General features: G+C 65.3%; 25 protein-coding genes. 6 read left to right on the forward strand and 19 right to left on the reverse strand.

Annotated elements, in window-relative coordinates:
• Window positions 1–37 precede the first annotated feature (37 nt).
• Genes ACZI8W_RS18460 through mftA form a run of 7 tightly spaced genes read right to left on the reverse strand, consistent with a single transcriptional unit; the run spans window position 38 to window position 7,711 of the window.
• Window positions 38–2,005 carry a mycofactocin system FadH/OYE family oxidoreductase 2 gene (locus ACZI8W_RS18460; protein WP_463369968.1) on the reverse strand — a complete coding sequence of 656 codons (1,968 nt, stop codon included), beginning with the start codon at window positions 2,003–2,005 and terminating at the stop codon, window positions 38–40.
• 3 nt (window positions 2,006–2,008) lie between these two features.
• Entirely contained in the window at window positions 2,009–2,821 is an 813-nt protein-coding gene (locus ACZI8W_RS18465; protein ID WP_463369969.1) for a mycofactocin-coupled SDR family oxidoreductase, read from the reverse strand.
• Window positions 2,822–2,873: 52 nt separating this feature from the next.
• On the reverse strand, window positions 2,874–4,775 hold the full coding sequence (locus ACZI8W_RS18470) for a mycofactocin system FadH/OYE family oxidoreductase 1 (protein ID WP_463369970.1): 1,902 nt from the start codon (window positions 4,773–4,775) through the stop codon (window positions 2,874–2,876).
• Between the two features lie 23 nt (window positions 4,776–4,798).
• On the reverse strand, window positions 4,799–6,007 hold the full coding sequence (mftD, locus tag ACZI8W_RS18475) for a pre-mycofactocin synthase MftD (RefSeq protein WP_463369971.1): 1,209 nt from the start codon (window positions 6,005–6,007) through the stop codon (window positions 4,799–4,801).
• A 21-nt stretch (window positions 6,008–6,028) separates the two neighbouring features.
• Window positions 6,029–7,273 (reverse strand): mycofactocin radical SAM maturase, encoded by a 1,245-nt coding sequence (gene mftC / locus ACZI8W_RS18480; RefSeq protein WP_463369972.1) that lies wholly within the window; start codon window positions 7,271–7,273, stop codon window positions 6,029–6,031.
• 26 nt (window positions 7,274–7,299) lie between these two features.
• Window positions 7,300–7,614 (reverse strand): mycofactocin biosynthesis chaperone MftB, encoded by a 315-nt coding sequence (gene mftB / locus ACZI8W_RS18485; RefSeq protein ID WP_463369973.1) that lies wholly within the window; start codon window positions 7,612–7,614, stop codon window positions 7,300–7,302.
• 1 nt (window position 7,615) lies between these two features.
• Window positions 7,616–7,711 (reverse strand): mycofactocin precursor MftA, encoded by a 96-nt coding sequence (gene mftA / locus ACZI8W_RS18490; RefSeq protein WP_006553546.1) that lies wholly within the window; start codon window positions 7,709–7,711, stop codon window positions 7,616–7,618.
• Between the two features lie 126 nt (window positions 7,712–7,837).
• Here mftA and mftR point away from each other — a divergent pair, with 126 nt between their 5' ends.
• Both mftR and mftM read left to right on the forward strand, forming a co-directional pair.
• Window positions 7,838–8,482, forward strand: a complete 645-nt coding sequence (mftR, locus tag ACZI8W_RS18495) for a mycofactocin system transcriptional regulator MftR (protein WP_463369974.1) — start codon at window positions 7,838–7,840, stop codon at window positions 8,480–8,482.
• Complete coding sequence (mftM, locus tag ACZI8W_RS18500) at window positions 8,479–9,288, forward strand: mycofactocin oligosaccharide methyltransferase MftM (protein WP_463369975.1); 810 nt, start codon at window positions 8,479–8,481, stop codon at window positions 9,286–9,288. Before mftR ends, mftM begins: the two co-directional genes overlap by 4 nt.
• Here the strand turns inward: mftM and ACZI8W_RS18505 are convergent.
• Window positions 9,237–10,055: an NAD(P)H-dependent oxidoreductase gene (locus tag ACZI8W_RS18505; RefSeq protein WP_463369976.1), complete on the reverse strand. Its 819-nt coding sequence runs from the start codon at window positions 10,053–10,055 to the stop codon at window positions 9,237–9,239. The two genes, mftM and ACZI8W_RS18505, sit on opposite strands and share 52 nt — an antisense overlap.
• Window positions 10,056–10,141: 86 nt before the next feature.
• Between ACZI8W_RS18505 and ACZI8W_RS18510 the strand changes: the two genes are divergently transcribed.
• Window positions 10,142–10,483, forward strand: coding sequence for a winged helix-turn-helix transcriptional regulator (locus ACZI8W_RS18510; RefSeq protein ID WP_463369977.1), 342 nt, complete (start codon window positions 10,142–10,144; stop codon window positions 10,481–10,483).
• A gap of 4 nt (window positions 10,484–10,487) precedes the next feature.
• Here the strand turns inward: ACZI8W_RS18510 and ACZI8W_RS18515 are convergent, their stop codons facing one another.
• From ACZI8W_RS18515 to ggt, 4 genes are all read right to left on the reverse strand, one after another.
• Window positions 10,488–11,165 carry a MadR family response regulator transcription factor gene (locus ACZI8W_RS18515; protein ID WP_463369978.1) on the reverse strand — a complete coding sequence of 226 codons (678 nt, stop codon included), beginning with the start codon at window positions 11,163–11,165 and terminating at the stop codon, window positions 10,488–10,490.
• Entirely contained in the window at window positions 11,162–12,538 is a 1,377-nt protein-coding gene (locus ACZI8W_RS18520; protein ID WP_463369979.1) for a MadS family sensor histidine kinase, read from the reverse strand. The genes ACZI8W_RS18515 and ACZI8W_RS18520 overlap by 4 nt, the downstream gene beginning before the upstream one ends.
• Window positions 12,535–13,737: an iron-containing alcohol dehydrogenase gene (locus ACZI8W_RS18525; protein ID WP_463370076.1), complete on the reverse strand. Its 1,203-nt coding sequence runs from the start codon at window positions 13,735–13,737 to the stop codon at window positions 12,535–12,537. Before ACZI8W_RS18525 ends, ACZI8W_RS18520 begins: the two co-directional genes overlap by 4 nt.
• A 143-nt stretch (window positions 13,738–13,880) precedes the next feature.
• Entirely contained in the window at window positions 13,881–15,866 is a 1,986-nt protein-coding gene (gene ggt / locus ACZI8W_RS18530; RefSeq protein ID WP_463369980.1) for a gamma-glutamyltransferase, read from the reverse strand.
• A gap of 301 nt (window positions 15,867–16,167) precedes the next feature.
• Between ggt and ACZI8W_RS18535 the strand changes: the two genes are divergently transcribed.
• Both ACZI8W_RS18535 and ACZI8W_RS18540 read left to right on the forward strand, forming a co-directional pair.
• A protein-coding gene (locus tag ACZI8W_RS18535) for an IS3 family transposase (protein WP_463370077.1) occupies window positions 16,168–17,417 on the forward strand; the annotation gives its coding sequence in 2 pieces (ribosomal slippage) (window positions 16,168–16,498 and window positions 16,498–17,417; 1,251 coding nt in all).
• Window positions 17,418–17,482: 65 nt separating this feature from the next.
• On the forward strand, window positions 17,483–17,680 hold the full coding sequence (locus tag ACZI8W_RS18540; protein ID WP_463369981.1) for a hypothetical protein: 198 nt from the start codon (window positions 17,483–17,485) through the stop codon (window positions 17,678–17,680).
• 598 nt (window positions 17,681–18,278) lie between these two features.
• On the opposite strand, the gene ACZI8W_RS18545 is transcribed toward ACZI8W_RS18540, so the two are convergent.
• From ACZI8W_RS18545 to ACZI8W_RS18555, 3 genes are all read right to left on the reverse strand, one after another.
• Window positions 18,279–18,788: a hypothetical protein gene (locus ACZI8W_RS18545; protein WP_463369982.1), complete on the reverse strand. Its 510-nt coding sequence runs from the start codon at window positions 18,786–18,788 to the stop codon at window positions 18,279–18,281.
• A gap of 8 nt (window positions 18,789–18,796) precedes the next feature.
• On the reverse strand, window positions 18,797–20,134 hold the full coding sequence (locus ACZI8W_RS18550; RefSeq protein ID WP_463369983.1) for a NucA/NucB deoxyribonuclease domain-containing protein: 1,338 nt from the start codon (window positions 20,132–20,134) through the stop codon (window positions 18,797–18,799).
• A gap of 81 nt (window positions 20,135–20,215) precedes the next feature.
• Window positions 20,216–21,385 (reverse strand): LGFP repeat-containing protein, encoded by a 1,170-nt coding sequence (locus ACZI8W_RS18555; protein ID WP_463369984.1) that lies wholly within the window; start codon window positions 21,383–21,385, stop codon window positions 20,216–20,218.
• A 364-nt stretch (window positions 21,386–21,749) separates the two neighbouring features.
• Here ACZI8W_RS18555 and ACZI8W_RS18560 point away from each other — a divergent pair, with 364 nt between their 5' ends.
• Window positions 21,750–22,091 carry an LGFP repeat-containing protein gene (locus ACZI8W_RS18560; RefSeq protein ID WP_463369985.1) on the forward strand — a complete coding sequence of 114 codons (342 nt, stop codon included), beginning with the start codon at window positions 21,750–21,752 and terminating at the stop codon, window positions 22,089–22,091.
• Window positions 22,092–22,182: 91 nt separating this feature from the next.
• Here ACZI8W_RS18560 and ACZI8W_RS18565 read toward each other — a convergent pair whose 3' ends face one another.
• Genes ACZI8W_RS18565 through ACZI8W_RS18580 form a run of 4 tightly spaced genes read right to left on the reverse strand, consistent with a single transcriptional unit; the run spans window position 22,183 to window position 26,873 of the window.
• On the reverse strand, window positions 22,183–22,992 hold the full coding sequence (locus tag ACZI8W_RS18565; RefSeq protein WP_463369986.1) for a TniQ family protein: 810 nt from the start codon (window positions 22,990–22,992) through the stop codon (window positions 22,183–22,185).
• Window positions 22,993–23,038: 46 nt separating this feature from the next.
• Window positions 23,039–24,103 carry an AAA family ATPase gene (locus ACZI8W_RS18570; protein ID WP_463369987.1) on the reverse strand — a complete coding sequence of 355 codons (1,065 nt, stop codon included), beginning with the start codon at window positions 24,101–24,103 and terminating at the stop codon, window positions 23,039–23,041.
• Window positions 24,100–26,154 (reverse strand): helix-turn-helix domain-containing protein, encoded by a 2,055-nt coding sequence (locus tag ACZI8W_RS18575; protein WP_463369988.1) that lies wholly within the window; start codon window positions 26,152–26,154, stop codon window positions 24,100–24,102. The genes ACZI8W_RS18570 and ACZI8W_RS18575 overlap by 4 nt, the downstream gene beginning before the upstream one ends.
• Window positions 26,151–26,873 (reverse strand): TnsA-like heteromeric transposase endonuclease subunit, encoded by a 723-nt coding sequence (locus ACZI8W_RS18580; protein WP_463369989.1) that lies wholly within the window; start codon window positions 26,871–26,873, stop codon window positions 26,151–26,153. The genes ACZI8W_RS18575 and ACZI8W_RS18580 overlap by 4 nt, the downstream gene beginning before the upstream one ends.
• Window positions 26,874–26,943 lie beyond the last annotated feature (70 nt).

Genomic DNA, 26,943 nt, shown 5'->3' on the forward strand with positions numbered 1-26,943 from the left:
TATTTCGATACACCAACCAACATTCGCGGCACCTACGTCAGACTCCCAATTTCAGCGCCGCGCGGTCGCCTTCGAGGATCGCGGCGTGGGCGCGGCGCGGGGTCACGGCGTCGCCCACTCGCGACACGCAGATCCCGCTCTCCGACAGAGCTGTCCACAGTTCGTCGACCGGCGCTTGGTGTGTCGCGACGACCACTCCGTCGACCGTGAGCACCCGGGTCTGCCCGGTGGGGTGGTGTACCAGCGACACATCGTGCTGTCGCTCGCGGACCACCAGCCCCGCGACCGCCACGTCGGGGACCATCCCGATGCCCTTCTCATGTGCGCTGCGCAGCCAGCCGTCCATGTCGAGGGTGAGGCCGAGGTCCTGACCGACGATCATTCCGGGGGTACACACCGTCACGTCGCAGCCGCGGTCGGCGAGTAGTTCGGCGACCGACGTCGCCTCGTGAAATCCGAGATCATCGACGACGAGTATCCGACCGGACGGTGCCGCACGACCTTCGAGCACGTCGCGCACATCGACGACCCGCTGCGACGCACCCGCCCATGTAGGACGGAGTGGACGCGCGCCCGTCGCCACGATCACTGCGTCGGGTCGCAACTCCTCGACAATCTTGACATCGACGTCGACACTCGTCCGGATCTCGACACCCGCGCGCACGCATTCCGCCTCGAGGCTCGTCACCATCGCGAGAAGTTCACCGCGGTGCGGTGCCGTTGCCGCACCTCGAACCTGACCTCCCAGCGATGCCTCACGCTCGCACAGGGTGACGACGTGTCCCCGATGTGCAGCCGTCGCCGCGGCCTGGAGACCCGCCGGTCCCCCGCCCACCACGAGCACTCTGCGGCCCGGCGACTGCACCTCGGGCAATGGCACCGACTCCCGGCCCGCGCGCGGGTTCACGGTGCAGCCGATCCACCGGCCGAGACCGACGCGGCCGATGCATTCCTGGTTGCAGCCGGTGCACGGGCGCACTTCGTCGTCGCGACCGGAGAGCGCCTTTCCGGCGAAGTCCGGGTCGGCGATCTGTGCTCGCACCGCACCCACGAGATCACATACACCGCCGGACAGGGCTGCTCGGACCTGGTCCGGTCTCGTGAACCGCCCGACCCCGACGACCGGCAACGACACGGCGGCGCGGATCGCGCTGGGGACAAACAGCGAATAGCCGTGCGGGGTCGCCATGGGTGCCTCGATCAAATGCAGCGTCTCGGTGGCAACTCCGACGGACGTGTTCAGATAGTCGACGTGGCCGGTGGTCTCGAGCATCTTGGCAACCTGCACCGCGTCGTCGACGTCGATACCGCCGTCGGTGCCGTCGTATCCGCTCAGCCGCACCCCGACCACATGGTCCGGTCCGATCGCGGCCCGGACACGAGCTACCACCTCGAGCAGCAACCGTGCACGTCCGTGGAGGTCGCCGCCGTAGCGGTCGGCGCGCGGATTCGTGCCGGGTGCGAGAAACGCGCGCAGGATCGAGGCCTGCGAGCACTGGATCTCGACGCCGTCGAACCCGCCGTCGATGCATCGGCGCGCCACGTCGGAGTATCCCTCGACGAGTTCGGTGATCTCGGGTTCACCGATCGCCGTCGGCACTTCCCGGAACAACGGGTCCGGATCCGTTCCCGGCGACCACAACGGACGGTCGGTGTACATCGAGCTACCCTGCGCACCGTTGTGATTGAGCTGCGCGAGAATTCGGGTTCCGTGGCGATGCACCGTGTCGGTGAGGTGGCGGTACCCTGGGAGCACTGCCGGATCCCACCCGCGGATCAGCTTCTCGTAGGGCCGGTCCGAGGGGTGCACGGTGTGTTCCTCGGTGATGATCATGGCCGCACCGCCGCGCGCACGCGCGTCGTAGTACGCGATGTGCTGATCCGTCACCGTGCCGTCCACCGAGAAGTTGGTCAGGTGCGCGGGGAAGATGATGCGGTTGCGGAGCGTGAACGGCCCGATCCGCAGAGTATCCCGCGGATCGGACCCACCCGAGCCACCCGGCATCGGTCAGACCTTCGAGTTGCCCTGGTCGAGAGCCATCTGGCTACCGGTGATGGTCTTCGCCCGATCGCTCGCGAGGAACAGCACCGCATCCGAGATGTCGTCGGGGTCGGCGATGGGCTTCTCCGTGAGAATCGGGACGAAGCTCGGGCCCCAGGTGGGGTTCTTCTCGAAGAGTTTCAGGACACTCACATCGGTGCCCATAGGGGTGTTCACACCGTACGGATGGATGGAGTTGACACGGATGTTGAACTCACCGAGTTCCTTTGCTGCCGCCTGGGTAATACCGACGAGACCGAATTTGGCTGCCGCATAGTTGATCTGCCCGGGCATGGCTTTGAGCCCGGCGACCGAGCTGACGACGATGATCGAGCCGCCGTTGCCCGCCTCGATCATCGCGGGTGTCGCAGCTTTGAGTGTCTTGAACACGCCGGTGAGGTTGATGTCGACGAGCTCTTCGAATTGGTCGTCGGGCATCTCCCAGAAGCGGTTCCAGGTGCAGATTCCGGCATTGGCGACCACCGCGTCGAGCCGGCCGAACTGCGCTACCCCCTCGTCGACGACGGCCTTCAATGCGGCGCTGTCGCGGACATCTCCGATCCGGGCCACGATCTTGCCACCGGCTTCCTCGACCAACCGCACCGTCTCGTGGAAGTCGTCCTCGGTCGCCTGCTCGTACGTGGCGTACTCCGTGACCGGTTTCGCGACGTCGATTCCGATGATGGATGCGCCCTCACGCGCGAACCGCAGGGCATGGTTTCGACCCTGCCCCCGCGCGATGCCGGTGATGAAGACGACCTTGCCGTCGAATTCGCCCATTACAGCCGTTCCTTTCGATCGTCGAGTAGAACCTGTTTCAGGTTCTCTGAGATTACAGTGTGCTGCCGAGTTCGTACCCTTCCTCGACCGCTGACCGGACGGTCCTCGGCGCAACACGGTCGCCGATACGGATCGCTCCGGGAGTCGTTTCCGGAGCACCCGGCCGCAGCGGTGCGCAGTCGACGAGCACAGCTCCGTCCACCAGGATCGAATCGCTCGCGTGTCGGCGTTCCAAACGGACACCCACACCGTCGACGACGCTCACCGCGACACCGAGGTGCCGGGTGATACCCGCCCGGGCGATTCGAGCATTGGCTGCAACGAGGTCGCCGGTGGGAGCCAAGCGCGACCCGGCGATCGAGTCGCCGGTCGCGTAATGCACCTCCGCACCCCCGCCCGCGAGGTGTTCGGCCACCGCGACCGCGATCGGTCCGCCGACCGGATCCCACACCACCGCCCGCTCCACGGCTCGGCCGAGCTGCGTCAACGCCTCGACCGCAGTGAGGTAGCGGCCTTCGTCGGTGACGGGAAACACCGGGGACCGCGGTGCACCACCGGTCGCCAGTACCAGCACGGCGCCCGCTGCGGCTGCCGACTCGATCTCGGTCTCGGCAGGTTCGGTTCCCGTCCGGATGTCGACACCGAGTACACGACACCGATCCTCGAGCCAGCGGGTGAGTGCTGCGAAATCAGCGCGTCCCTGCCCGACGGATATCAGCGGTAGCAGTCCCCCGACACTGTCGTTCCGTTCGGTCACCACGACGCGGTGCCCGCGTTCGGCGAGCACGCGCGCAGCTTCGAGTCCCGCCGGTCCCCCACCGACGACCAGCACGTCCCGCGGCTGCTCTGCGGGCCGCATCGGCGGTCGCACTTCTCGCCCTGCCTCGGCGTTTCCGATACATCCGACGTGCGGATTGCGAAAATCCCGGACGAGACACGCCTGGTTGCATCGCACACACGGCCTCGGCTGTCGGCCGTCCCGGAGCGATCGCACGAGATCGGGATCGGCGATCTGGGCGCGCGTCATCTCGACCATGTCGCAGATCCCGTCGAGCGCGTGTGCCGCACGAGCCGGGTCGACGACGCTGCCCTGCAGTACCACCGGCACCGCGCCGTCGACGGCGTCACGTATCCCGCGGCACAGGTCGTCGTTGAACCCTTCGGGGGTGTGCGCGTCGGGCCGGTAGGTCTCGGGGGTGTACAGGCCACCGCGCACGACGGTGAGCAAGTCGAGATGCGGGGCGAGGTCGCGGGCCCACGCGGCAGCAGCCTGCGGGGTGATCCCTGCCCAGGGCGCATTCTCGTCGCACGCCAAGCGCAGAGCCAGTATCCGCCTGGAACCCAGTTCGTCGCGAACGACAGACAGCACCTTGCGCAGCAGGAGCAGCCTGTCGGCGCCGTATGCGTCCTCGCGGTGATTGGTGAGCCCGGACAGGAACTGGCGCAGCAGGGCACCGGGCCCGGCATCGAGTTCGACACCGTCGACATCCGCCGCTACGGCAGTCCCTGCGGCACGCCGAAATCCCTCGATGACGTGATCGATGTCGCGGCCGGTCATCTCGACCGGGAGTTCACGGGTTGCGGGGTCGGGTACACGCGACGGCGCCCAGAGGGCCGACTGCGACCAGGCGCTGGCCCCCTGCAGTCCGCAGTGCCCGAGACCGGCGAGGACGAGAGCACCGTGAGGCCGGCACGCGGCCACGATCCGCGCCCAGCCGTCACCGCCGGCTTCCGCAAGGGGTGCGCGTTCGTAGGGGCGGTCGAGCCGGTGGACCGATGCGACCTCGGTAACGACGATCCCCGCGCCGCCACGGGCCCGCCGCTGGTAGTAGGCGACGTGGCGATCTGAGAACGATCGTCCCTCACCGAGATTCGTCTCGTGCGGACCGAAGATCACCCTCGCCGGTGCAGTGCGTCCAGCGAGGGTGATCGGGTCGGTGAGCGCGCGGCTCATCTGCGTCGGACCGGCGTGAGTCGTCAGATTCCGAGGTCGCGGCGGAATCCTTCGGGAACGAACACGTCGTCCTCGGTGAGCTCGTGAATGGAGTTCTTGCCGAGCCCCATCAGGGCCGAACCGATTCCACCGCTGAGGATGTCGAGAACGTTCTCCACACCCGCCTGGCCGTTCGCGGCGAGACCCCACAGGTAGGCACGTCCGATCAGGACACCCTTGGCCCCCAGCGCAAGCGCCTTGACGACGTCGCTGCCGCGGCGGATACCGCCGTCGAGCAGCACCTCGACGTCCTTGCCGACCGCCTCGGCAATCGCCGGCAGCGCACGGATCGGCGCGGGCGTGCCGTCGAGGTTGTTGCCGCCGTGGTTGGACACCGAGATCGCGGTGACACCGGCGTCGACGGCGCGTTTGGCGTCGTCGACCCGCATGACGCCCTTGAGTACGAACGGCCCGTCGCCCCACTGCTCACGCAGCCACGCGACGTCTTCCCATGTGGGTAGCGGCGTCGTCATCCATTCGCCGTAGGCACCGAAGAACGTCGGAGCCTGCCCGCCGGGCAGCGTGAGGTTCGGGGTGGTCAGGTCGGGAACAGCACCCGTCTTGGCCCACTCGAGCAGCCACTTGGGGCGGAGAGCGCCCTCGGGGCCGAACTTGACCATCGCGCCGAGGTCCATCTTCTCGGGGATTGCCGGGCTCCCCCAGTCACGGCCGTTGGAGAACGACCAGTCGAGGGTCATGATCAAGCCCTTCGCCCCGGCTGCACGGGCACGTTCCATGCGCTGGACGAGTACCTCGCGACTGCCCACCCAGTACATCTGGAAGAACGTCTTGTCGTTGACCGCGGCAACATCCTCGATGGATTTGCTCGCGAAGGAACTCAACCCCATCGCGACACCGCGGGCCGCAGCAGCCCGCGCCACCGCGACCTCACCGTCCGGGTGCACGGCCTGCACACCGGTCGGCGAGATCATGACCGGCAGCGACACGTCCTGCCCCAGAAAATGCGTTGCCATCTCGCGCTTGTCGGACAGCCCGGCAACGTGCGGGGCGAAACCGAGTTCGCGGAAGGCAGCCGTGTTGTCGTCCACCGTGAGACCGGCTTCCGACCCGGCGACCAGTGCGCCGTAGACGGACTTGGGCAGTCGTTTGCGTGCGCGTTCCTGCGCGATCGCGACCGTTTCGAACCAGGGGTCCTGCGCCCACGGGTTCTTCAGCCAGGAAGGCTTGGCCATCTGAAGTGGTCTCCTCGGGAGTTACAGACCTGCGAGCGGATTCTCGTCGCAGAACTTGGCGGGGGGTTTGGTGAGCAACGTCAGCGGTACCGGCGCCGACGGAGTGCGGCGCTCGGCTCGTTTCCCGGTGCGCGAGTGGTCGACGCTCGACTGCGGCACGGTGCGGTCTCCTTCGAGGGCCGACTGTCCGTATCCTTGAACGCATTCCGGATCCGGTCCGTCCATCGGCAGACCGGTGAAGAACTTCGCGGCCATGCAGCCGCCACGGCACGAATCGTAGAAGTTGCACGACGCACACGCACCGGCCGACTGCGGCTCGCGCAGCGAGCGGAACAGCTCGGAGTTCTTCCACACCTGCGAGAACCCACCGTCGGTGAGGATGTTGCCGGCGAGGAAGTTGTCGTGGATCGCGAACGGGCAGGCGTACACGTCGCCGACCGGATCGATCAGGCACACGACGCGGCCCGCGCCGCACAGGTTCAGACCGGGAAGCCCGCCCGCACCGTCGGAGCCGCCGAATGCCGACAGATGGAAGAACGAGTCGCCGGTCAACACCCCTTCACCGTGTGCGACGAGCCAGTCGTAGAGTTGCCGCTGCTGCTCGTGGGTGGGGTGCAGATCGTCCCAGACATCCACGGCACGCCCGGACGGACGCAGACGGGTGATACGGAGGGTCGCGCCGTACCGATCGGCGAGGGCCTTGAACTCGTCGAGCTGATCGACGTTCTGGCGGGTGACGACCACCGAGATCTTCGCGTCGCGGAAGCCTGCCTCGGACAGATTCTCGAGGGCGCGCACAGCCATCGCGAACGAGCCGGGACCGCGCACCTCGTCGTTGACCTCGGCGGTCGCGCCGTCGAGGGAGATCTGCACGTCGACGTAGTCGGAGGCAGCGAGTCGCGCGGCGACTTTCTTGTCGATGCGGACGCCGTTGGTGGAGAACTTCACGCCGACCTGATGCTCGGTGGCGTAGTCGACGAGCTCCCAGAAGTCGGAGCGCACGGTGGGTTCGCCACCGCCGATGTTGACGTAGAACACCTGCATGCGCTGCAGCTCATCGATGATCGACTTGCACTGCTCGGTGCTCAGCTCGCGCGGGTCGCGCTTACCGGACGACGACAGGCAGTGCACACACGACAGGTTGCAGGCATAGGTCAGCTCCCACGTCAGGCAGATCGGGGCGTCGAGGCCCTTCTCGAACTGGTCGACGAGGCGGCCCACCTTCGGGGGCGCGGTGGTGACGGGTGGTTCGAGCAGAGACGTCATAGCGGGTCCTTGCTTGGGTTGGTACGTCAGGCGGGAACGATCATGTGCGAAGCGGCCAGCGTGCTGAGGGCACGCACATAGGGCCCCTCGGCGCTCTCGTCGATCCCGTGGGCGCGCAACGCCTCTCGCACCGAGTCATGGTCGCCGAGGGACTTGACGACCTCGACGATGACGGTGTTCTTCAGGAACGACAGCTTGCGGGTGCCGAAGTGGTAGAGCAACGCCCCGAAAGGTTCGGGGCGAAGCGCTACCTGCGGATGGAGCCGCCAGGTGGCACCCGGATCGAACGTTTCGGTATCCATCTTTTCGGGGGACACGTCGGTGACTCCGGGCGCGGACATGTCAGTACACGCCGCACATACCGTCGATCGACACCTCTTCGACGAGAGATTCCTCGATCAGGTCGGACTCGATCACCGCGTTGTCACGATCGGACATGCTTCCTCCTCGGATCTTCTTTCGCACTCCAGGGCTGGAGTCCGGGCACACCATACTTGCGCTGTGACCCGATTCACCACTCTAATGGCATCGAGTGCAGAATGTCACGCAGGGAGGGAATCGACGATGCGAAGCCGCCGGAAACCGTCCGCTCGGGTAGGGCGACGCCCATCCACCACGAAGGAGAGCCTGTCCGCGATCGGCATCGAACTGTTCCAGAAGGCCGGTTTCGACGAAACCAGCGTCGATGACATCGCCGAGGAGGCCGGCATCGCGCGGCGCACCTTCTTCCGATACTTCCCCTCGAAGAACGCTCTGGCCTGGGGCGATTTCGATGCCCACCTCGATCACATGCGGAATCTCCTCGCAGCCATCCCCGACGACGTCCCGCTGACCGAAGCACTCACCACCGCAATACTCGACTTCAACACCTTCCCGGATTCGGAGGCCGACCGCCACCGCGCACGGATGAGCCTGATCCTGCGCACGCCAGCGCTCCAGGGGTACTCGTCGGTGATGTACGAAGGGTGGCGACTCGTCGTCGCCGAGTTCACCGCGCGTCGCACGGGTGCGTTCCCGGACGACCACATGCCCCGCACATACGGGTACCTACTCCTCGGCGTGGCGCTCGCCGCATACGAGGAGTGGCTCGACAATCCCGCGGCGAATCTTCGCGAGCTGCTCGCTACCGGAATGCAGCCCCTCACAGCGGGACTCGACTACAGTGATCCCACCGTCTCTCCGCACCCCACCGAAGTTGGCCTACCATGACCGTGCTCGATTCCCTCGCCCCATGCCCTCCCGGACTCTGGACACACGACCACGTCACGGTCGAGCACGTTCCGTCGGGCGACCTCACCCTGCGTCGCGGCGACGACCGGTTGCACGTGACGCACTCGCTCACCGCCGACCAGCTCAGCGAACGACTCGTCGCCGCTGTCACCGCATCGGTGCGAGACGCCGCATTCGGACAGGACGAGTTCGAGCTGACCATGGTGGGTCTCGTCCGCTCCACGGTCCCCGGCGCACTCGATGCGTGGGTCACGTACTACCGTAATTCTCTGGGCGAACTCATCGACGGCACAGCTGATTTCGCCCCGATCCACGAGAAAGCGGAAGAGCTTGTCCGGGGCCACGTGCTCGATCTCGGATCGTGCTTCGGCTTCCTCCCGCTCCGTCTCGCCCGCGCCGGTACCCGCGTGACGGCCACCGACATCCTGCCCGGCACCATGCGCCTGCTCGACGCGGTCGCACCTGAGTTGGGCATCGAACTCGACACGATCGTCTGCGACGCCGCGCACGTACCCGTCCCCGACAACAGCTCCGACACCGTCACCGCCATCCACCTGCTCGAGCACGTCGACGACGAGATAGGCGACGCCGTGCTGCGCGAGGCCGTGCGGGTCGCGCGTGACCGCGTCGTGGTGGCCGTGCCGTTCGAAGACGAAGCCACCGCCTGCCACGGGCACATCCGGACGTTCGACCTCGCGGCGCTCGAAGCACTGGGCCGCGGCACAGGACTGCCCTACGAGGCGTTCGAGCACCACGGGGGCTGGCTGGTAATCGACGTCCGTTGACGCACATGGATGTCTGGCCCGCCTTCGCCGACAGGGATGTGCGGCAACAGCACGTGATCGGCGTCGTAATCACCGGAGCGTAGCGGCCGGAAATCGATTGCCGGTTCGGTGTCGAGCTCATCGAGCCGGGCGTGCAACCGCTCCTCCTCCATGTCGAAACCCTGCGCGTCGAGGACGTTCGCACTCGCGATCAGATGCGGTCGTAACACCCGCATTCCGGTGTAGAAGCCGGTGCCATGGAGCAGCGGCCAAAGGACGTGATCGATCGATCCGCTGATCCCTCTCGGACCCAGCGCCGACTCCCGATCACCCGCGGTCACCACGACGAGCATCGTCTTGCCCGCGAGGCCGCCGTCTCCGTATTTGAGGACACGCCCGCGCTCGTCGTGCACTCCGAACGCGAACCCGTTGGTGAACACGCGGTCGAACCACCCTTTGAGTATCGCGGGCATGCCGTACCACCACAGCGGGAATTGCACGACGATGTACCGTGCCGACCGCACGGCATCCTGTTCACGACGGATGTCGGCAGCAAGCCCTCCCGTTGCGGTGGCATGCTTCTGCTGCACCGACAAGGTGTCGTCCACCGGATCGACGAAATCTGCGCCGGAGAGCACCGGGTTCCAGTTCTGCGCATAGAGATCCGAAATCGACACATCATGACCGACGTACCGCAGTCGATCCGTACCGGAGTGGAACAGCGCGTAATTCAATGAGGTTCGATCGGGATGCGCGTGCACCCACAGCACGCTTTCGTTCGACGTCATACTCCCATACTCTGATATTGCAACCATGCTGTGAAGTACGCACATTTGTGTCCCATAGTGACAGAAACGTAAGCATTGGAGGTCCGATGCACAGAAAAGCAGTGGAAACGGCACTGCAGGTATGTCCGGTCGAGGTCGCGGTCGCGGTCCTCGGCGGGGCGTGGAAGCTGACAATCGTCAAGTACCTGCTCGACGGACCGCGCAGATTCGGGGAACTCGGACGGCTCGTCGGACCCGTCAGCCCGCGGGTACTCACCCGGCAACTCCGCGACCTCGAAACCGACGGCATCGTCTCGCGCACCGTCTTCGCCGAGGTACCGCCGCGGGTGGAATACACCTTGACCGATCTCGGACGGACACTCGACATCGCGGTCACCTGGCTCGACGAGTGGGGCAAGAACTTCGAGGAGCAGCTGCCCTCACCCTGACAAGTCAGATGAGGCCCTGCTTGCTCGCCGCATACACCGCCTCCGCCCGCCGACTCACTCCGAGCTTGCGCATGATGTTGCTGACGTGGAACTTCACGGTGGTCGCCGAGATATACAGCTGTTCACCGATTTTTGCGTTAGACAGCCCACCCGCGAGCAATTGCAGCACCTCGAGTTCACGCCCGGTGAGTTGTTCGGCCGAGACACCCTGCCCGTTGAGCGACCGCACGACCGCCGCGGCGCTACGCGAATCGAACGCGCTCTCCCCCCGCGACACCGCGCGGATGGCACGGACGAGTTCGGTGGTGTCGACATCTTTGACGACATAACCGCGCGCACCGGCATGCACGGCGCGGACGACGACTTGTTCGTCGAGGAAAGTGGTGAGCACGAGCAGACCGATTCCGGGGTGGGATGCAGCCAGTTGCCCACACAGCGCGAGTCCCTCGAAGTCGGATCCTGCAGACAACTTGAGGTCGAGGAGGACGATATCCGGGCGCATCCGATCGACGAGGGTGACGGCCTCGACGTCGGTCGACGCCTCGCCGATCACTTCGAGGTCGGGCTCGCGGTCGAGGATCGATCGCAACCCCTGCCTCAGGATCGCATGATCGTCGACCAGCGCAATCCGGATCGTGCCGGACGGCGCGCGCTGTGGGTGGTGTTGTTGCGTCGCGGTCATGGCTTCTCTCCTGTCGTGGCAGGGTCGGCTGGGTGCCGAACCGGAATCCGGACGGCGACGCGAACCCCGCCGATCCTGGCTCGGCGCACCTCGAGAGTGCCGCCGAGTTCGTGTGCGCGGGCCTTCATGTTGGCCAGCCCGCGATGATGGCCGTCGAGATCGTTGCCGTCTGCCAGTTTCAACATCAGCCGCATGCGTGCGGGATCGCCGTCACCGTCATCGGCTACGGACAACAGCACCCAGTCCGGACTGTAGGTCAGACGCAGGATCGTCCTGGTCGCGTTCGCATGCACGGCGGCATTGAACAGGGCTTCCCCTGCGATCCGGAGAAGGGAATGTTCGGCGTCGCCGGACAATTCGACGGGGGTGCCGCCCACCCGTACCACGATGTCGAGTTCCGCGGGTGTGTGGGCCACACGCAGTTGCTCGAGCATCTCGGGCAGCGACGAGCGGTCGGCGTCCGAGGTGCGGTTGAGGGCGTAGATGGCAGAGCGGAGTTGCTCGACGGCGCGGCGCGTCAACTCCTTGGCCAGATCGAGCCGCTCACTGCGTTCCTCGGCGGGAATGTCACTGCGACACACCTCTATCTGCATGCCGGCGGACAACACGGCCTGGGTGACGCTGTCGTGGAGTTCACGCGCGATGCGGTGCCTTTCCTCGTCGAGGGCCTGGTGCCGGTGTGCCGCGCCGAGCCTGCGCTGAGTCAGCGCCAACTCGCGGAGCGTCGCCTCGAGTTCTTCGTTGCGCGCTTGCAGGTCCGCCGCCGATCGGTTGGCCTCCCGGTACGCCTGTTCGGCACGGTGGAGCAGCAACTGCCCCCGTTGGTAGAGCGCCGAGTTCTGGAGTGCGACGGCCGTCTGGCTGGCCAGGATCGACAGCACCGCCCGATCCGTGCCGTCGAGAACCCGGTGCTCGGGTGTCCACGCGGCGATCGCTCCGGCCACACCCCCGTCGAGGACGATCGGGACGAACGCACGGTGTGGTGCCACCTCGGCGCCTTCCTGGATCGATCCACCGCGGATGTCTTCGAGGACGGAGACCACCTCGTCGGGCAGCGGCGGCCCTTCGACATTGTCGACGAGGAACGGGGTCGCGTCGGGACCGAGCACGAGCCGTCTGGGGCCCGCATCGGGCAGGGTGCCGTCGGTGAGCGCGAACGCCACCCAACGGGCACTCAGATGTGCGCGGGCGGCTTCGGCGACGGCGCAGATCAACGTTTCCGGCCCTTCGACGGTGCGAACGAGGGCCCTGGAGATGAGTTCCAACGCGGACACGACACGCTCGAGACGTTCTGCTGCGCCTCGATACTGCGGATAGAACGTCGTCTTTCCCGACCTCAGGCCGGTGAGTGCCGACAGATCTGGCGCGGTCACAGCGCTGTCCGGAACAACTCGATCATCTGCTCGTGCGTCGCGACGCGGGGGTTTGTGGACATGCAGGCATCGCGCAGCGCTCCTTCGGCGAGCCTGTCCAGGTCGCTGTCGCGCACGCCGAGTTGCCGCAGGCCCCTGGGCACCCCGACCTCCCGGGAGAGTGCATCGACGTGCGCAGCCACCGCTTCGACCGCTTGGGATGCGGGGCCGCGGGCCTCGTCGAGTCCGAGGGTCGCGGCGATCGTGACGTACAATTCCGGGTCGGTTTCGCCGTTGAACCGGATGACGTGTGGGAGCAACACACCGTTGACCACACCGTGTGGCAGGTCGAGAAGACCACCGACCTGATGGCTCATCGCATGGGTGGCGCCGAGGATCGCGTTGGTGAACGCGAGACCGGCTTCCAGGCTCGCCTGCGCCATCGCCGCACGCGCGGGCATGTGATGCGGATCCTCGATCGTGCGGACGAGCGTGCCGGTGACCATGTCGATCGCCCGCAGTGCATGGTGGTCGGTGAGGGGATTGTGCGCGATCGACACAAATGCCTCGATGCCGTGGGTCAGCGCATCGAGTCCCGTCGCCGCGTTGAGATCGTCGGGCATGGTGGTGAGCAGTCGCGGGTCTATCACCGTCAGATCGGGCACCAGAGATCGCCCGATGATGGTGATCTTGCTGCCACGCGCGGTGTCGGTGACGACGCAGAACTGTGACACATCCGCGCCGGTGCCTGATGTCGACGGCACCATCACCATCGGCGGAATGGGACTGCTGGCGCGGTCGACCCCCTCGTAGTCGAGGATGCTGCCGCCGTTCGCGGCGAGGATCGCAATACTCTTCGCGGCGTCGATCACCGAACCGCCGCCGAGCGCCACGAGAACATCGCAGCCGGCCTCGCGATACACCTCGTGGCCAGCCGTGACCTCGTAGTCCTTGGGATTCGGAGTCAGGTCCGACCAGACGGTGGGGTTCAGTCCCTGGTCGAGGAGGTGGCGTCGCATCACATCGACCCAGCCGGCCGCTTCCAGTCCGGGGTCGGTGACGAGCATCGGTCGGACCCCACCGAGGCGCGCGGTCGCGTGTGCGGCCTCGACCAGCGATCCCTCCCCGAACACGATCTCGGGGGCGTGGAACTTCACAACCGTCGGACGGTTCCCTGCCGCGTGGTGGTGGAGTGTCCCCGTGTGCCCCCGTTCCGGCATGACCACGGCCACTGTTCACTCCTGACTATCGGCAGATGTATGTGATCCAGTTTACGTTCGCCCCTCAACCCTAGGCCGCCGTGGGCAGGCGCACACCGGACCGACGGACAGGCGCCCGACCTACCCGATCGGGTAGGTGGCCGTCACTGGCCCGTATCGCCCATGACCGCACCTTCCCGGCGCGGATCTGCGCCGCCGATCCATCCGTCGCCGTCACGTCGGAGCGCGCTGAGACCGCTCGACTGCGGCGCAACCGATACTTCGTGCCCCATGTCGCGCAGTTGCGTCACGAGTTCGTCATGGGCTCCGTCGTCGGATGCATCGACTGCCGGGTGCTCGCCACCGATTCCGGTGACGGGAGTGTTCGCAGACCCGAACGACACCGCGGAGACGGCCTGCTGCGGATCGAGTCCCCAATCGAGCGAGTTGACGAGCGTCTTGACCACGAACTGGATGATCACCGAGCCGCCCGGTGATCCGACGACCATCTGCAGATCGCCGCGTCGACCGTCGGGTGTGCGTTCGAACACGAGGGTCGGCGCCATCGAGCTGCGCGGTCGTTTGCCGGGTTCGACGCGGTTGGCGACGGGTATCCCGTCCTCGTCGACCGGTTCTGCCGCGAAATCCGTGAGCTCGTTGTTGAGTAGAAAACCGTCAATCATGTGGTAAGACCCGAATGCCGACTCGATGGTGGTCGTCATCGACGCGACGTTGCCGTGGCTGTCGGCGACCGAGATGTGGCTGGTTCCGTGCTCGGGGCTCTGCGCGGGAACGCCGAGAGGCACGGGGTCGAAGTCGCCCGGCTGCGCCTCCCCTATGCTCTTGCCCGGATCGATCAGACCCGCGCGTTCTGCGAGGTAGCCCGGCTCCACAAGGGTGTCGAGTGAACCGCCGGGCAGCGGAACGAAATCGGAATCGGCGACGTACTTGTCGCGGTCGGCGTAGGCGAGTCGCTCGGCCTCGGCGACCAGATGGACGGCATCGGCGTTCGGCACACCTCCGTCGGCGTCGACATCGCTGGGCGGCAACCCGGCGAGGTCGAAGTTCTCGAGGATGCCGAGTGTTGCGGCCACCGTCACGCCCCCGGACGACGGGTTCGGCATTCCGCAGATCTCGTAGTCGCGGTACGGGGTGCACAGTGGGGTACGGACTTTCGCCTCGTACCCGGCGAGATCGTCGAGTGTCATGGTGCCGGGGGTGCGTCCGCCGGTGTCGGTTGCAGTCGCGTCGACGATGGCCTGCGCGATGTCGCCCGTGTAGAAGGCGTCGGCGCCACCCGTGGCGATCGCACTGAGAGTCTTGGCCATGGCCGGGTTCGTGAGCGTCTCTCCCGCCGGTTTCGGACTTCCGTCCGGGAGCAGGAAATACGCGCGGGCGTCTTCGTCGACCGCGAGCTGCGCCGCGGAGTCGGCGATCGACTCGGCCATCCGGTCGCTGATCACGACCCCCTGGTCGGCGAGGTCGATGGCAGGGTCGAACAGGTCTGCCCAGCCCGTCGAGCCGTGCTCGGAGTGGACCATCTCGAGCATGCGCAACACGCCCGGCACCCCGATCGACCGGCCGCTGGCGCGTGCATCGGGCTTCGGTTCCGTGCGGTCGGTGTCGCTGATCCAGCGCAGATAGTTCTCGGTCGCGGACAGCGGGGCCGTCTCGCGGCCGTCGTAGGCCTGGACGTCTCCGGAGTCGGCGTCGTAGTACACGAGGAACGCGCCGCCGCCGATGCCGGACGATTGGGGTTCGACGAGTCCGAGGACCATCTGCGCGGCCACCAGCGCGTCAGCCGCGGTGCCGCCGTCACGGAGGACCTCGCAGGCCGCCCGGGTCGAAATCGGATTTGCGGTCGAGACTGCATACGAATCGGTGGTGACCGCCGTCATGCCCGTGCGGTATCCGGTCGCGATCTCGGGGTTGGTCGAGATGTCGCGGTCGCCGGTCTCCGGCGCTGGTGCATCCTCTGTGATCGGCGTGCCGTTGGGCTCCGCAGTGCAGGTGGCGGCTGCCGCGTCGGTGCCGGCACCTGCAGCGCCCTCCGCGTCGCCGGCGCCAGCGGCGCACGCTCCGACGAGCGCGAGCGACGCTACCGCCGCCGCACACCTGATTCCCGACCGAACTCTCGCCTCCGAGATCATCCTCCGACGTTAGCCGGATGATCTCGGAGCCGTCCGGCTTTCGGCAGTCACCGGATGGTCGCGCTGTTCCGGATCGATCGGCCACTGTAGGTTCCGCTCGGACCTGTCAGTAATGCGACCTACTGACCTGCGGTTTTCCAAGTTCGTGTCAGTCAGGGATTCCCGCAATACTGTCGGAATCCTCAGAAGTTCCGCGGAGTTCGTCGGGGTAGGTTCGTCGGCATGGATACCGGGAATAGCCCCCGGGTGGTGGACACGCTGAGACTGGCCCACACTGGACCGGAGAATGCGAGACATCACCATGACGAAGAAGCAGTACTCGGATGAGTTCAAGGCCGACGCAGTCCGGCTCTACGAGAGCCGCCCGGAGGCGTCGTACTCGACGTTGGCCGCGGACCTGGGAGTCGCTCGGGGGTCGCTGAAGACCTGGGTGCACCTGGCACGCAAGAAGGCCACGTCAGCACAATCCGGGGCCACAGAGACCGCGAGAACCTCGGAGACGCCCCAGGAGCAGCTCTCCAGGATGCACGCCGAAAACGAGCAGGTCCGGGCCCGCAATCAGGCTTTGGCCGCGGAGAACGACAAGCTCACCGAGGAGCGAGACATCCTGCGGAAGGCCACAAAGTATTTTGCGGCAGAGACGAACTGGTGATCCGCTTTCAGTTCGTTGATGACTACCCGGACATCCATGAGGTGAAGCGGATGTGCACGGTCCTCGGACTCAACCGGTCGAGCTACTACAAGTGGCGAGCTGGGAAGGCCGCCCGCCGCGCCCGCCACAAGGCCGATGCGGCGCTGGTGGACCGAATACGCACCCACCACCAGGAGTGGGACCACACGCTGGGCTACCGGAGGATGACCGCCGAGCTGGCCGACGATGACCAGGTGGAGGGCCCGGTCAATCACAAGCGAGTGGCCCGGCTGATGCGAGTGAACAACATTGTCGGTGTGCACCTGCGTACACCGAAGAACACGACGATCAAGGACCCGGGGGCACAGGTCTTCGCAGACCTGCTCAACCGCGATTTTTCCGCCGACGAGCCAGGACGTGTTTTCGTTGGCGACATCACGTATCTGCCGCACAGTGGCACCGGTGAGTTCCTCTACCTGGCGACCGTGATCGACGTGTGTTCCAAGCGTCTGGTTGGCTGGTCGATCGCAGATCACATGCGCACCGAGCTGGTCGAGAACGCGCTCGGCAATGCGGCCGTAGCCAGGGGGTCGCTGGAAGGAACGGTTTTCCACTCGGATCACGGGCGTCAGTTCACCTCGTCGGGCTACCAGGCGACGTGCCGTCGGTACGGGGTGAGGCAATCGATGGGCCGGATCGGTTCGAGTGCCGACAACGCGATGGCCGAGTCGTTCAACGCGTCCCTGAAGCGGGAGACGCTTCAGGGTGTAAAACGGTGGGCCGACGAAACGCACTGCCGCACCGAGGTGTTCCGCTGGATCGCTCGGTACAACACCCGGAGGAGGCATTCGGCCCTGCAGAACCGGTCGCCACTTGACTACGAGACCGACCGTATGTCTACCCTCGATCAGGCTGCTTGACGCACACCCACGTGTCCACTATTCGGGGGCCACACCCAACTTCTCACGACGACGGGAGCATACAGGTGAGCATACTGAATCTCGACGAGGAGTTGAATGACATCAGCATGCGTATCAACGCCCTCCGCAACCAGGTAGTTGCGCTGAGCGGGCTGCTCCAGGACACAGAGAACGAGAAGGTCGTCGCCAACCTTGCGAGCGTCACACTGGCGCTGAACACCGCGGCTGAGAACATGGCAAATACGGCGAGCGAGCATCGATAGCGCCTGGCTTGCAAGGCGCGGCTGGCTGAGGCCGCCGCCATGGCACTACGGACTCGATGACCGCAGAGCTGGTGTTGATCTCGTCGCACCTCGACCGCGGTCGTTGAGGTCGAGATCGTGCCGCCGTGAACAATCGTGGTAATTGATAAAACCCTGTTCATCAGCCGGTAGTCGCGGGAGAACTCCGACGACCGGCCAGTGGTCAGTTCGACGTACGTGTCGGCGGATGCGGGTCCGGATGATCAGCTCCGCTGATGCACCCTCGACGCTTCCTGCCGTCGGCGTTGGTGACCTCGTTGCCGTTCGGGAATGAAAGCGTTCCCGAGGTAGCGCCGAGGCTCACGTACAGGTCTCGAATCTTCTGACAAACGACAAACGACAAACGACAAACGACGAACGGCGATAGTGCAGTGCAGTGCCAGGGCACCTGAAGCTAAATCACAACGGGGTCGCATGGTGCGGTCTGTGCGGAACCGCCACCGAAGCCGACGGCTGTCGCTGGTGCGCTGGCAACAGCGACAGCCGAGGTGAAGGAACGAACCACGAATTCGGCGAACGGACATCCGTGTCTTCGACCTTCGACTCCTAGAGAGAGCAGCTACCGACCGGACATGTGCTTGATCTGCACGGGTGGCCGGGATCCAATTGTTGGCCACATTTGAATCAAGTAGTCCTCTACGGGATCGCCGAAGAGGGACCCGTCAAAGCGGATGTCCCTTCCACGCGCGTAGATCCTGACACGGTAGCGTCGCTTTCCAGGAGCAGTGATATTTCGAATACTCAGTGTGCCCGTTTCTCCGTCTCTTGACTCGACGTCATCCCAGAAAGCGGCAACCTTCACGCCTTCATCCGTGTTGTGCTCGAGGTCGCCCTCAACGGAGTCTTCCCAGTCGCTGTCGTCGTAGTCGGGTGGTGTGTCATGTACCTCGATCGTGACGTTCACCGGTCCGTATCGGATTCCTACATTCACTCGAATTATGTCGTCGGCGAACATTGCGAGAGAAAGGTTCGGATACTGTCCGTGGATCAACTCGCGTAGGGGCCCGGCTTCGATGGTGAACTGGTGATAGTCGGTTTCGATTACCGATTGATATCGCTTGACAGCCATATCAGTCTTTACGGTCCGCCCGGTGTCGGTGGAGAACCCGGATAGGTCAGAACGACGTACGCATCATTTGGCAGGACCCTATTCCTGCTGTGAAACCACCTGATTGCTGAGCCGGCGCTGGAGTTCTGGGGTCCGTTGACCATGCACACACTGAACCCCGTGGGGCCGGTGCCAGGGGGGAAGAGCGTGGAACCGTTGCGAACCATCCCACAATCCGGTTCGAAAGTGCGCTCTGTGCCAACTCCGCCGTTGAGCGCGGCGCCTTCCTTGGTGGCTGCGAACGGATACTCGTCACACTCCTGCTTATTCTGTCTGATCGGATACGCGAGGGTGTCCTTACATGCGACCGAACGATTCTGCTTCTTTTCGGCGTCGGTCGCCCGGTGCAGAGGGAAGGAGGGAGACGAACCAGCAAGACCTGACTGCTGGGCCTGGTCGACGTGCCAGGAAATCTCGGGAACGTTTCTCTCAGGACCGTAATCGAGTGCCGGGACCGCCTCCGGGAAAATGCAATCCGATGTGCCGGCGAGGTCCTCATCGTCGCTCGAGGGTCGGTCACAGCGGATCGTCGGGACGTTTCCAACGTTGTAGGGCAGAATCGCCGACTTGTAGCGGTCGACCGGGGTAGCACCCGTCGACTGGTGCTGCATCTCGAAATAGACCTGCGGAGCAGTGACAGTACCCTCTGCGGATGGGCTGTCCATTGTGGTGGTGAAGCTGAACTGCACCGGTTGGCCGTTGTGGACGTTGCTGTATCCCTTGGTGGGACTGAATGTGCAGGAATTCAATGATGTGCACTTGGGGTAGATCTCAAGAATCGAGTTCACGCCGAGGCCCTCGAGGTCGGGAATCACCCGGAAGTCGACTTTGAACTTACGTCCGTGGTCGTCCTCCCGGTTCACCGAAATCTCTACGTTCTGGTAGTTCATACTGCCGCCGCTCGCACCGGTCCGATCGCTCTTGATGTTGTGGGCGTTGAGATCCGGAATGTAGACACAGGCGTAGTGACGGGTGACCATCCACTCTCCAGCGTTGCCGTTATAGCAGTTGCTGCGCAGGATGCTCCCCGGCGGCTGTATTCCCATGATCTGAGCATCACCCTGCTGCTGTCGACTCAACGGTCCGGGCGCGGGATTGAAGCACTCGTAGAACGTCTCTTCGCTGCCGGTAGGTGCCGGAAGGGAATCGCACGACGGAGTGCCCAACTGCGAAACCATCGCCACGATCGCCCGAAGCTGAGGGAAGGAATCATAGAGCTCGTCGGTGCAGATGCTGCCGCAGTATCCCTCGGATACTCGCCTCGGCCATGCGTGTGTGTCGTGCTGGAATCTCTGCTCGTAACCCACCGGTGTTACCCCGGGTGGACTGATCTGCCGCTGATCCTCGATCGGGTAGCCGGCAGGTCCTGTCTCATACCCTTGGGCAGCCTATTGAATGAGGATCTCACCATGAACGATGTGGGTCGCTGTCCCCGGGTGCCAGTAGATGACGCCACGCTCGAAGCGACTCATACGGCCCTGGCCATCGGGTAGATCCACCGGATCCTGAATCGGATAGCCGAGCAGACTTCCCGGCTCGTGCGCACCGACGGTGTTCCACTTGTCGCGGATCAGACCGTTGCGGATCGCAGAGCCGATCGCATTCTGGAAGGCAACGTAGATCGCTCCCCGCTGGAATTCCTGCCTGCGCCCGACCCCATCTGCGTGCACGATCTCATCAGTGGTGGGGTATCCGAGCATGCCGGCGGCGGACTCGTAGCCGAGGATGCCCCAGCGGTTGAGGAAGCTGTTGACCACCGGATGCGCCCCGGTGTCCGGATGGGCGTATATGGGTCCGTTCAGAAACTGGACACGCTCGCCGACACCATCCGGGTTGATGATGTTCCCGCTGGTCGGGAACGTCAGAAAGCTCGCCGGGCCGCCCAGGGAGTTGTACTTGTCGCGGATCGCGCCGCACACCTGATGGGGCGAGGGCCAGTAGGTTTGGCAGGTCACCGCCGCAATCGACATCCGCGAGAGCGCGGAGCGTTCCTGCGCCTCCATCATCTCGGCCTTGTCGGCGTCTTCCTTGGTGAACGGCGCCGGGATCTCCTCACGATCGGAGCGCATCTGACCGGGCACGACCTCGGATTTCGGATTCTCCGTCGGCGCCCAATCCAAATCCGGCTCCGCCGTCTTCGACGAGAGCTCCGGATCCTCCGGGGTGACCGGCTGATCGCCGGCCGGCGGTGCGGGCCGCAACTCTGCCGGGAGCGGCGCGAGGTTCTCTTCGACCGGCGGCGCCTGCTCTGGTGTGGGTGCCACCTCAGGTGCGGCCGGGGCCGGGACCGTGTCGGAGGCCGGGGTGACCTCCGGTGCTGCGGGTTCGGGCACCGCTGTGGCGGTGACACACTCCACCGGAACGGCAAGCGGCGTCGTTGTGGTGGTGGTCGGTGGCGGCGTCGTAGTCGTGGTTGCCGGCGGTGTGGTCGTGGGTACTGCGCACGGATCGGCCGGGACGGTCTCGACGGGCGCGTCGAGGGGGACCAGGTCCGGGGTGGGCGTCTGCGTGGTCGTCGCGGTGCTGGTGGTCGGGACGGTCGAGGTGGGCTGGGCCATGGCTGCCGACCCTCCGACGGCAACCATCATCACAGCCGTACCTGCGACCAGGCACCGGCTCATCCATCTGTGCCGGGACATGACGAAACCCCGTTGGGGGTGAGAATTCACTGCTGTTACCTACTTCTGTCGGTCCAATAGGAACAGCGGTGGCGCCATCGCTTCTTGGGAAACCTAAACGAATTCCCAAAAATTACAAATGCAACACGTAACACTTTGATAACGCCAAACTGAGACAGTTCGCATGCTGAGAGTTGGCGCGCGGAATCCGAGAATCGGTGTTAGACACTATAAGTCGCCTTCTCGGGAGGCGACTTTCTTTCACTGTGAGTGCAAAGTCGAATTCTCGTCGAGGAGTGTGTTGATGCACGTATATGCCCGTGATGTTTCGGCGGTGGCCACGGTTCGACGGAGGATGGCGAGCGGTCTCGCTGCGGCCGGAATGGCGGTGTTGTGCCTGCTCGGCGGCGCCGGTATGGCCGGTGCGCAGCCTGCCGCTCCGGTAGCGGACTGCCAGGCGTATTGGCCGTCGCCGTTCCCGGTGTGCGATCAGATCAAGGACCTGTACACCAGCCTCGGCGGGGCGGCGAGCCCGCTCGGGTACCCGTCGTCAGCGGCGCAGCCGTATGGCGTCGATGGGCTGCGGCAGGCGTTCCTGAACGGGGCGATTGTGTGGACGCCGTCGACCGGCGCGTACATCGAATAGCCACGGTCCGGCGGCCGCATTCGAGGTAAGGCCGATCTTCGAAGTGCCATCGCCTGGGGCGGAAGGGATGAACTCGGCTCTTCCCTGTCCGTTAATGCCGAACCGTCATAGGCTGCGGGTCGTCCACAGTCGGCCAGAGCTGGCTCGACGTCACTCTGTCAATGGTTTCGACGAATCGGGGGCACAGTTCGTCGAGCACCTCGCCGATGGGCATCCCGGTGGCGCCGTAGCGCAACTGTCGGCTCGGCTGAAGGTCGGCGAGGGCAGCGAACTCGATCAGATTCTGCTGGGCGGTGCACAACTTTGCCGGGGCAGCAAGGACAGCAGCGCCACGCAGATCGCGGCGACAGAAAGGACGCACGCGCCCCGGGCGGTGCGGATCGCGAGCATGGCGCTGCGGGCACTGCCACGGCGGGGCCAGCGCGCTCATCCACGCCGTCCCGGTCCACGGCACCTGACCGCAGCCTTCGCATGTCGACTGCAGATACACCTGGTGGCGTACACAGAGTGGCAGCAGCGGATTGGCCCAGTCCGCTCGCCACCACGGATCGGGTTCGGCCAGACATTGGGCGCAGAAGCGCGACCCTCCCCGGTCGGGCCGAATGTGGCGGTGGTGCACCAGGTACCGTGCCGCGGCAGCATCGATCGGCCGACCCCACAGGGCGGCGCGCAGGTCACCGGCAGGGACACCGAGGTGAGCGGCGATCCATCGAGCGTGCACGCTCAGGTGCTCGAGAACGAGGTGATATCCGGTCGGGCTCCGCGGCACGCGTAGCTCGCGCAAAATCTGGATCGGGGTCAGTTGGTAGCGACAGCCGACGCGCATCAGCCAGCCCGGCAGATACTCGTCGGGGTGTAGTTGCACGGTGATCGGCCACCGGTCGACTCTTATCGTGGCCATAGTGGTTCCCCGACCACGGAGCCGGCCAGGGCGGGACCAGCCGGTATCAGCCGGTGCGGGCGGCGGATTCGCTGGCATTGTCGACGGTCGCGGTGGTAATCAACTCAGCAGTGACGACTTCGACGCCGGTGACGATCGCGAGATACGAGATCCGGTCGAGCAGATTCGTCAACGACGCGATCCGCCCCTGGGTGCGGCGGTGCAGCAGCCGAGCATGCTCGCACAGCATCCCGGTCCGGGCGTCGGCGAGGATGAGGTGCTCTTCGGCGGTGCGCAGCAGCGCGAGCCAGCCGCGCATCCCGGTGTCGGTGTCGATGCCGAACGGGGCAACCGGGCAGCGAGTGGCGCGGCGACTGGTCTGGGCGTAGACGGTGTGCTCACCGAGCAGGCCTTCGTCGAAGAAGCGTTTGGCGGTCAGATTCACCCCGACGTAAATGAAGGTGGCCGCCATGTCGTTGGCCAAACCCTTGAGATGGTTCGATACCTCCAGGCCGTTGCGGTGCCGGAAGTCGACGAAGTGCAGATCATCGAGCACGATCAACCGGGTACCGCAGGAGGTGACACAGTCCACCGCCAAGGCCCCGAGTTTCGAGGTGGAGGCACGGTCCACCGCCGGATGGCCGTAGAACCGCAGGATCTGCTGATTGAGACCCTTGAGGGTGACCCCGGCGCTGAGCGGGATGAACGCCACCGGCCACCGTTGATGCCCCTCCACGGTGAGGGAACCGTCGCGGCGCAGAACACGGCGGTGGACGTCACGGGCATAGCGGGTGGCGATGGTGGTCTTCCCGAGGCCGGGTTCGGCGTCGATGACCACCGAGCCGCGCAGCTTGTCGCCGTCCCGATACGCCGAGGCCATCACCTGATCGCAAATTCCGTAGGCGGCAGCGAGTTGGCTGGTCTTGATCGTCGGCAGGTTCGCGTTCCACACCATCCGGGCTTCGTTGTAGTCCTCGAGCTCCTCACCAGAGAGTCGGGACATCGCGGTGCGGGAGAGGACCTCGAACGGTTCACGCGGTGGGGCGGTGACGAAAGCGTGCCAGCCCTGTTTGCGGGAAAGCTGGTAGCGGGCGGTGCCATACGTTGCCAGCCAGGTGGCCCAGGGGTTCATTCGTCGAACACCTCGAACGCGCCTTCGTCGGGACGGTCCGCGTAGTACCGGTCGAACACGTCGATGTCGTCGACCACCTCCAACCGTTGAGTTCGACTGGTGGCGAGTTCGTCGAGTAACTCGGCGACTCCCGGCACGGACGCAGTGTCACGTTCGTCGTCGATACCGGACTGCTGTCCATCGGTTCCCGGATGCGGGCGGTGAGCGCTCAAGCGGCGAGCCAAAGCGCGGTCGCGGCGGGTCGCGACGTCGTCTCGGCTCCACGCGAGCAGCAGATCACGGACCGCTGTGGCGGGATCGAGGTGGCGGTGCTCGCGCACGGCGATGCGTTTGGCGTAGTCGGCGGCGTCCTTGCTGAACGGCTGGTTCAGGCAAGCGCCGTGCTCCCACACCAACTGATGCCAGCGGTGGGTGTCCGGGTCCTGGAACCAGGCGTGCCGGATGTCGTGGTTGTCGATCAAGATCGGCCACTTGCCGGCGTGCACACCGCCGTACGGCGAACGGGTGGTGCGGTACAAGGTGAGCCCAGGCCCGTCGTAGCGCAACCCGTCGACCTCGACGCCGTAGTGCTGGATCGTGCGCCAGCGCACATCGAGGAACTCGTACGCCAGATCCGGATTCAACGGCAGCAGCAGACCACCGGCTTTGGCGACGCCGATCTCGAACATCTCACTCGGCGAGAACCCCACCCGCGGCAGTTCCGGCACGCACAGTCCGTCGTGGCGGGTGTGGTGATAGACCCGGCCGACCCATTCCCGGATGATCTGCTCGAGTTCGCTGGCGTAGTAGAACGCGGCGTCTTCGACGTCTTTGCCCCGTGAGTACACGTCCGGGCCCTTGTACGCGGGCAGGTGCTGTAGCAGTGATTCGCGCAGGGTGCGGAAGAAGCGTTCGACGGTGGGTTTGTCGGTGGGTTTGTGCGGGATCGCCGGCTGGACGGTGATGCCCAGTCGGGCGCACACCCCGATGACGTGTGAGGACAGGTATTGCTTGCCGTGATCGACGACGATCGCCTCGGGCAGACATGCCGGTAGATCCCCGATGCGTTGCTGGGAGATCCCGTCCGGGGTTTCGGTGCCGACGAGCAGGTTTCGCGGCACCCCGTGATACGGCCAGAGTTGATCCGCAGTCGGGTGGGGGTCGCGGGCGGGAGTGATGCACTGGTACAGCACATTCGCCACGTCCTGGGAACGCGTCGACAGCGGTGTCAGGCGCAGGCCGAGGATGCAGCGGGTGAACAGGTCCATCGCCACGGTCAACTCCACCCCAACCCAGCGCATGGTGACCGGTTCCATCGCGAACACATCCAGCGCGGTGGTATCGAGCACCACGTACTCCCCCGGACGGGTCGCGCGCAGTCGGCCGAGGACACCGCGGGGCCGGTCCGCCACCGACCGCCGGCCTTTCGCGCTACCGAACGCGTGCCGCCCCTTCGACAATGCCTTCACCCGCCGGTATGCCGTGCTCAGGGAGGGCAGCGGCACCATGTCCGGCCCGAATTCTGCTTCCAGGTCCTTGGCAACGGCATCGATGACCGCGCCGATCGTCGGGGTCGAGACGGTGACGTACCTATCGAGCACCCGCACACATGCTGCGTCCCACCGGTGATCGACACTGGTGGCGTAGCGGCTACGGATCCGGCTGTCCGTGAGTCCGGCAACTCCTGCCGCGCGGTATCCGGCGATCCAGCGGTACAGGGTGCGCACAGAGACGTGAAGTTCCGCGGCTCTGGAGGCCAACACCGATTCGAGTTCGGCGCCGGAGGTCGCAACCTCGGTCAGGATGCCGCGGACGTGTTCGGCTCGTGTTTCCAGTTCCTGAATCTGGGTTGCGGTCAGCGAGGAGAGCACTACGGCGGCAGGGTCAGCGGAGGCGGTGTCGTCCGGCGGTGAGATCGCTGTTCCTCGTGCCGCGATCTCGGTGACCGTGACACGCTGCATCCGCTCTCCGGACCGGAGGGTGACATCGTGTCCCTGCAGCGCCACGATTTCCCATGAGCAGCCGTCGAGCCAGACCTTGATTCCTGCACGTAGTTCGACGATGTTGGTCACGGTGTGCTCCTTACACCGGACACCTGCGACTGTCCGGACAGCGGCACCGTCAGGTCCACCGACCACAGACCGGACCACAGCTTCGCCAGCACCGCGATTCGCGAGCCGGGCCTGTTCACCGATGCGGCGAAATCGTCGATGGTCATCCCGGGCACTGCGACGCTGTCGAGTGCCCTCATCACCGCGGGGTCGATCCACTCGCTACGACGAGCGCCCCCGAGGATTCGGAGATTCGCCAGCACTACGGGGTTTGCACCGGTCCACACTTCATACGACCAGCCCCGACTCGCACACAGTCGTTCGGTCCAGGCGAACACCTGCGCTACTGCGTCGCGACGGGCGAACTCGGCGGGTTTGACGTCGACGACCGTGAATCCGCCGTCTGTGCGTTGGAGCAGCAGATCGGGCGCATGCCGACGCATGGTCCTTCCGTCCGGGCCGCACAGCCACATCGGCTGTGCGGCGATCCGCACCACTTCCGGTGCGTAGTCCGCCAGCCACAATCGGTCCAGTTCGAGTCGGCTCTCGTAGAGGACGTGGCCACGGTTGGTGGCCGACCAGAACATCCCGGAATAGTGGCGCTGATGGGGGTGACTGCGGACTTTCCGTACCGGCAGGCCCAGGATCATCCGATAGGGATCTGCCGCAGCGAGGGTCGTCGCGACAGGATCACCTGATTCCTGCACGTACCTGACCTCAACCTGGCTGGTCCGGGGCACTTTTTCAGGGTCCCGCTACTGACACGAATTTGAGAAACCGACACGCCGCTGACAGGCGACTGACATGAAA

It is taken from the genome of Rhodococcus ruitaii (genome assembly GCF_055230935.1).

Excerpts from the sequence above, each read along its gene's own strand:
- ACZI8W_RS18460 (WP_463369968.1), bottom strand. The coding sequence starts at position 2,005 with ATGCCGGGTGGCTCGGGTGGGTCCGATCCGCGGGATACTCTGCGGATC.
- ACZI8W_RS18465 (WP_463369969.1), bottom strand. The coding sequence starts at position 2,821 with ATGGGCGAATTCGACGGCAAGGTCGTCTTCATCACCGGCATCGCGCGG.
- ACZI8W_RS18470 (WP_463369970.1), bottom strand. The coding sequence starts at position 4,775 with ATGAGCCGCGCGCTCACCGACCCGATCACCCTCGCTGGACGCACTGCA.
- mftD (WP_463369971.1), bottom strand. The coding sequence starts at position 6,007 with ATGGCCAAGCCTTCCTGGCTGAAGAACCCGTGGGCGCAGGACCCCTGG.
- mftC (WP_463369972.1), bottom strand. The coding sequence starts at position 7,273 with ATGACGTCTCTGCTCGAACCACCCGTCACCACCGCGCCCCCGAAGGTG.
- mftB (WP_463369973.1), bottom strand. The coding sequence starts at position 7,614 with ATGTCCGCGCCCGGAGTCACCGACGTGTCCCCCGAAAAGATGGATACC.
- mftA (WP_006553546.1), bottom strand. The coding sequence starts at position 7,711 with ATGTCCGATCGTGACAACGCGGTGATCGAGTCCGACCTGATCGAGGAA.
- mftR (WP_463369974.1), top strand. The coding sequence starts at position 7,838 with ATGCGAAGCCGCCGGAAACCGTCCGCTCGGGTAGGGCGACGCCCATCC.
- mftM (WP_463369975.1), top strand. The coding sequence starts at position 8,479 with ATGACCGTGCTCGATTCCCTCGCCCCATGCCCTCCCGGACTCTGGACA.
- ACZI8W_RS18505 (WP_463369976.1), bottom strand. The coding sequence starts at position 10,055 with ATGACGTCGAACGAAAGCGTGCTGTGGGTGCACGCGCATCCCGATCGA.
- ACZI8W_RS18510 (WP_463369977.1), top strand. The coding sequence starts at position 10,142 with ATGCACAGAAAAGCAGTGGAAACGGCACTGCAGGTATGTCCGGTCGAG.
- ACZI8W_RS18515 (WP_463369978.1), bottom strand. The coding sequence starts at position 11,165 with ATGACCGCGACGCAACAACACCACCCACAGCGCGCGCCGTCCGGCACG.
- ACZI8W_RS18525 (WP_463370076.1), bottom strand. The coding sequence starts at position 13,737 with ATGCCGGAACGGGGGCACACGGGGACACTCCACCACCACGCGGCAGGG.
- ggt (WP_463369980.1), bottom strand. The coding sequence starts at position 15,866 with ATGATCTCGGAGGCGAGAGTTCGGTCGGGAATCAGGTGTGCGGCGGCG.
- ACZI8W_RS18545 (WP_463369982.1), bottom strand. The coding sequence starts at position 18,788 with ATGGCTGTCAAGCGATATCAATCGGTAATCGAAACCGACTATCACCAG.
- ACZI8W_RS18555 (WP_463369984.1), bottom strand. The coding sequence starts at position 21,385 with ATGGCCCAGCCCACCTCGACCGTCCCGACCACCAGCACCGCGACGACC.
- ACZI8W_RS18560 (WP_463369985.1), top strand. The coding sequence starts at position 21,750 with ATGCACGTATATGCCCGTGATGTTTCGGCGGTGGCCACGGTTCGACGG.
- ACZI8W_RS18565 (WP_463369986.1), bottom strand. The coding sequence starts at position 22,992 with ATGGCCACGATAAGAGTCGACCGGTGGCCGATCACCGTGCAACTACAC.
- ACZI8W_RS18570 (WP_463369987.1), bottom strand. The coding sequence starts at position 24,103 with ATGAACCCCTGGGCCACCTGGCTGGCAACGTATGGCACCGCCCGCTAC.